The organism is Desulforamulus putei DSM 12395, from assembly GCF_900129195.1.
Taxonomy (GTDB): Bacteria; Bacillota; Desulfotomaculia; order Desulfotomaculales; family Desulfotomaculaceae; genus Desulfotomaculum; species Desulfotomaculum putei.
This window is the reverse complement of the sequence record NZ_FQUY01000053.1, coordinates 1-4,775: the sequence shown is the minus strand read 5'-3', so window position 1 is coordinate 4,775 and position 4,775 is coordinate 1. Positions and strand designations below refer to the sequence as shown.

Genomic DNA, 4,775 nt, shown 5'->3' with positions numbered 1-4,775 from the left:
AGGGTATTTGTAGAAAGGTTTATTGGCTTTCAAAATATGAAAAACTGCGTTATCAAGAGATAAACGCAGGTATTACTCAAAATATTGAGATAGGAAGGTGAATCTTTATGAAAAAACTGTTAACCATGCTGATGCTGGCTGTAATGGTGGTAACGATGGCCGTGACCCCGGCCTTTGCTGTAATTGATATTATCCCCGGCAACGGGGGCGAAGGGGTTAATACCACTAAGCCCGACCCCAATTTCCAGTGGGAAGAAGGAGGTAACTCTGCTCAGAAACCTACCAATCCTCCTGCAGTTAACAACACTATCAAAATCTTTGTCAACGGCCGGCAGGTGACTGCTGATGTACCTGCTTTTGTAGACAGCGCCAACCGCACCCAGGCACCCTTCCGGGCCATCGGCGAAGCCCTGGGCTGCCAGGTGACCTGGGTCAATGAAACCCAAAAGGTTATCTGCCAGAAAGAAGGCTTTAAAGTTGAAATGACCATCGGCAAGAAAACCTTCACCGTCAACGGCGTTAACAAAACCATGGACACCGCCCCGTTGATTAAAAATAATCGCACTTTTATTCCGGTTCGCGCCCTGGGCGAAGCCCTGAACTGCAACGTCAACTGGGATCAGGCAAATAACACCGTATACATCACCAGCAAATAACCGAAACCCGGCTAAACAAACGGCCGGGTTTCATATTTTCTGGAGGTGATTTAATGAAAAAAACACAAAGGAGGACTGATGTGTGAGAAAAGCAAAGATTTGGTTACTGGTCATGCTGTTACTGTTTTCCCTCTGCTCAGCCGCCTATGCGGAAGTGACCACTTTTGGTTTTAACGACCAGCGGACAAGAGTCACCGAGGGGACAGAACCGGTGCTGTGGCCGGCCTGGAAAGACGACAGCGGCACATCCTATTCACAACCCTTAATTCTAAAAGGCTGGGGCCAGTTCGAGGGGCAAACCCTGGTAGTGGCGGTCACAGGCAACCAGCTGAGAGGCTATGTCTGCAAAGAACCAACCGGCAAAATTGACGAATCAGGTTTCCAGCAGAACAATCCCTTGTGGAGTATTCCGCTGAAAGGTTCAAAGGAAACTAAATCCCACCCCACTCTGGTTAAAAAAGAAGATGGAAGAAGATATGTTTACATTGGTACTGATAAAGATAATACTACGGGAACCGGGCATATCCACATTGTTGACATTACCGATTTTGCCAAAGCTGAAGAGGTATATAAGTTCTGGGACCAGTGGTCTTCCGACATCGTCTCCGCCCCCCTGGTATTAAACTGGCGGGGCCATGAGGTGGTAGTCTACACTGCCGGCAACACAGCAGAAGTGCATTTAGCCACCGACCCGATGGACAAAACAAAAGCCAATAACATCCGCATCAAAGTAGCCGACAGCGGCCGCACCAGCTCAAGCCCGGCCCCCGTATTTAACGGCCAGGGCTTTGTGGTGGGCTTAGACCGGGGCCCCAATGGCAAAGGTGAATTCCAGATATATAGGCTGGACGACATCTTGCAGGAAGTAAACGGTAAAGTGGAACTTAAAAGTCCTGTCGCATATAAAACCGTCACAACCCACTCCAGCATAGTAGCCAGCTTCAGCGTAGACGGCGACTGGCTATACTTCGGCGACCAGTGGAGCAGGGTATACGGCTACAACGTAAAAAACATGGAAGGTTGGATTAACAGCGACAACTACGGCACCTTCTCCAACCGTTCGCCGGCCATCACCGGCCACACCGTGTATTTTCCCGCCGTGGGCATGCCGGGACAAAAGGGCAAACTGCTGTCTGTAGACAGAAACACACACAAAACCAACTGGGCAGTGCAGTTTGACAGCCGGGCACAGACCGCCCCTATGGTATGGCTGGTACCGGGCATCGGAGCCAGAGTTCTGGAAGGTACAGGCCAGGGCTGGCTGGCTTCCATTGACCCTTATACCGGGGCTAAAGCAAGCGCAGTACCTGCGGTTCAAACATCAGGAGGCAGTTCCTACGGCACCGGTATATCCGGCGAGCTTTCCGGCTCTGAAAACTGGGTAGTAGTAACCACAGAGAAAGGCGTAAAAGCCTGGTACGCCCAGCCCCTTGACATCGAAGTAGTATCCCTTGACCCGGGCTGTCCCAAAAACGCCCAGGGGTACATCGTGAAGCCGGGAGAAAAATACCAAGCTACGGCAAAAATCAGGGCTAATAAACTAATCATCCCGGGCCTGCCGGTACCGGCGGGGGCCTTTAACGAACTGGGTACTGCTGCATACAAAGCTGTTTTAAAAGACCAAAATGGCAATGAACTGCCAAGACTTTCTCAGATAAATGCCCAGTTAAATGACGACCAATACCTTGTCTTTAACAACCAGGGCGAAGAAATAACCGTAACATTCGAGTGGACCGGCGCCGAAAAAGGAACACAGCACATCGCAGTGGGAGCCAACCTGGACTACCCGACAGCTTCCCCGCAGCTGAAAAACCTGTATCCTGAAACCACTTTGGAAAACAACCTGAAACGGGTGCCCATAGTAATTAACGGCTATGACGCAATGGCAAAAATCTACCCGTTAAAAACCGAATACGTCATTTTTGACCCTACCGTTTTAGTAGAAAACACAATCATAACCGGCCGCAATGACGAGAACCCCGGAACAATCCCTGTAAAACTCACTGTTACCGGGGCAGGGGGTACGAAAACATATAACCTGAACATCGGCCCTAAAGATTATGAAAAATTCCCTTACAACTTCACCGCCGGGCCGGGAACATATAGAATCAGAGCAGAAGCCTGGCCGCCCAATGGCGAATGGACAGACATAAAGCCGGAAAACAACGTCCATGAAGTGACCATTACGGTTAAAAGAGGAAACGTGCCTAAAGGAGATAGGGGAATCCATGTTTCGTTGTAAATGTTTGTAGAAACACTGCCCTCACATATAGTGGGGGCTTTTATTTATCGCCGTATATTGGTAAAATAGTAATACAGAATTACGGTATTACTGTTATGAGGTGTTTAGGATGGAATATACAACCATTACTTCCAAAGGACAAGTTACTGTCCCTAAAGAAATCAGGGAAAAATTTAAGTGGAAAGAAGGCACTAAATTAAAGTTTTACCTGGATGGCGAAGAAATAAAGGTGAAGGAAGTAACCCTAATTGATGAGATGGAAGATTTATTAACTAAAGATTTAATTGATTTGGGCTATACAGGAAAAGAATTAAAAGCAAAAGTACATGAGCGAAAGTTAGCATTAAGCAAGGCTTTAGACCGTTTTCTTGAGGAGCGTTTGCAGGAAGAAACTGTCCCCTTTGAGGATGCTATAAGGAGTATCGAGAATGGGGGAATATAGCATCCGGTTATCAAAAGGTGCAGTTAAAGATCTAAAGAAAATGGAACCTGCTTTGAGAGATTTCATTTACAACCGTATCTATGAGATTGCAGAGGACCCATATAGTAACAAAAAATTAACCGGTGTTTTCAAAGAATTTCGTTCCCATCATAGTAAATTCCGAGGTGTAGAGTACCGAATTATCTACTTCGTAGATGAGGAAGGCAGGTTAGTGATAATTGCCCTCGTTGGTACCAGGGAAAACATATATAAAGAATTAGCCAGGAGACTGTAAGTGAAACAAGCGAGTGCATATACTCGCTTTTATCTTTTATTAGAGAGAAGTATAAAGCAAAAAGTGATCAGGAGGTGATCTAATATAAAAAAACTGCTGAAAAACCAAAAAGGCCAAGCCCTGGTAGAATTTGCACTGGTATTTTATATTTACATGGCTGTCCTGTTTGTGTTTATTATTCACGCCTCCTGGCTGTACAACAACTTCCAGGCAGACAGGGCAGCCCGCCACGGGGCGGTTTACCTGGGCACAACCAATAACTATGCCAAGGCAAAAACTGTTGCCGAAAACTACCTGGCTAAAACACAAATATTCTCCCGAACAAAAAATGTCAGCGTATACTGGAACGGCAACTCCCCCGCCTGCCGGGTGGAAACAAGCATGAAAACCTTCTTCCCCGGCATACCAAAGATATTAAACAAAAATAACCCTGTCTGGTCTAAAGAAGTGCAAATAGTAAAGGAGGCGGTGGCACCCGGTGAAAACAGATATATTAACCCAAGCGAATATAACTGGCGATGAACGGGGCCAGGCCATGCTTGAATTTGCCGGCAGTATTATTATCTTCCTTATGCTGTACCTGTTTTTTATCACAATTGGCCTAAGAATAGCAGACTATTCAGCCGTACAAAAGGTGGCCAGAGACGGCGGCAGGCAGGCTGCCATAACAGGAGATATCAATAAAGGTCTGGAAAAAGCCCGGCAAACCGCCTGGATGTGGAAACTGGACCCGGGTAAAACAAATATTTATTTTTACTCAGAAAACTACGGGCAAAGGAACTTTATTACCTGTGAAGTAAAATATATTTCTTCTCCTATCTCAATATTTTGAGTAATACCTGCGTTTATCTCTTGATAACGCAGTTTTTCATATTTTGAAAGCCAATAAACCTTTCTACAAATACCCTAATATGTTTATTTTTGGAATGATATGGTGGTGTTACTTAAACCCATAGCATGGGCAGTTTTGTAGACTATGGTTCAGCCCACCGGTGTCTGATTTTCTCCGTTACACAACCCTATCATTTCTCCCGGAGTATTCCCTGGCGGGATCTCTACATTCCTTCGTTCGGCTTACCGGAGCCAGTGTGGCTTTATGTCTTTTTTGCGGGGTCAACCAATTGTTGCCCTGATGGAGGTGAACGTGCTCACTCGCTTACT

General features: G+C 46.3%; 6 protein-coding genes. All 6 read left to right on the top strand.

Annotation, left to right across the window (positions count from 1 at the left end):
- Nucleotides 1-107: 107 nt before the first annotated feature.
- The 6 genes from BUB67_RS15780 (at nt 108) to BUB67_RS15755 (ending at nt 4,446) form a co-directional block, all read left to right on the top strand.
- Nucleotides 108-656: a copper amine oxidase N-terminal domain-containing protein gene (locus BUB67_RS15780; protein WP_073240310.1), complete on the top strand. Its 549-nt coding sequence runs from the start codon at nt 108-110 to the stop codon at nt 654-656.
- Nucleotides 657-738: 82 nt separating this feature from the next.
- On the top strand, nt 739-2,898 hold the full coding sequence (locus tag BUB67_RS15775) for a hypothetical protein (protein ID WP_073240309.1): 2,160 nt from the start codon (nt 739-741) through the stop codon (nt 2,896-2,898).
- A gap of 109 nt (nt 2,899-3,007) precedes the next feature.
- Nucleotides 3,008-3,340 (top strand): AbrB/MazE/SpoVT family DNA-binding domain-containing protein, encoded by a 333-nt coding sequence (locus tag BUB67_RS15770; RefSeq protein ID WP_073240308.1) that lies wholly within the window; start codon nt 3,008-3,010, stop codon nt 3,338-3,340.
- Complete coding sequence (locus BUB67_RS15765; RefSeq protein ID WP_073240307.1) at nt 3,327-3,614, top strand: type II toxin-antitoxin system RelE family toxin; 288 nt, start codon at nt 3,327-3,329, stop codon at nt 3,612-3,614. Before BUB67_RS15770 ends, BUB67_RS15765 begins: the two co-directional genes overlap by 14 nt.
- A gap of 84 nt (nt 3,615-3,698) precedes the next feature.
- Nucleotides 3,699-4,136, top strand: coding sequence for a TadE/TadG family type IV pilus assembly protein (locus BUB67_RS15760; protein WP_143157125.1), 438 nt, complete (start codon nt 3,699-3,701; stop codon nt 4,134-4,136).
- On the top strand, nt 4,093-4,446 hold the full coding sequence (locus BUB67_RS15755; RefSeq protein ID WP_073240305.1) for a TadE/TadG family type IV pilus assembly protein: 354 nt from the start codon (nt 4,093-4,095) through the stop codon (nt 4,444-4,446). Before BUB67_RS15760 ends, BUB67_RS15755 begins: the two co-directional genes overlap by 44 nt.
- Nucleotides 4,447-4,775 lie beyond the last annotated feature (329 nt).

Bases quoted from the DNA above. Each gene is read 5' to 3' on its own strand.
- BUB67_RS15780 (WP_073240310.1), top strand. From the start codon at position 108: ATGAAAAAACTGTTAACCATGCTGATGCTGGCTGTAATGGTGGTAACG.
- BUB67_RS15770 (WP_073240308.1), top strand. From the start codon at position 3,008: ATGGAATATACAACCATTACTTCCAAAGGACAAGTTACTGTCCCTAAA.
- BUB67_RS15765 (WP_073240307.1), top strand. From the start codon at position 3,327: ATGGGGGAATATAGCATCCGGTTATCAAAAGGTGCAGTTAAAGATCTA.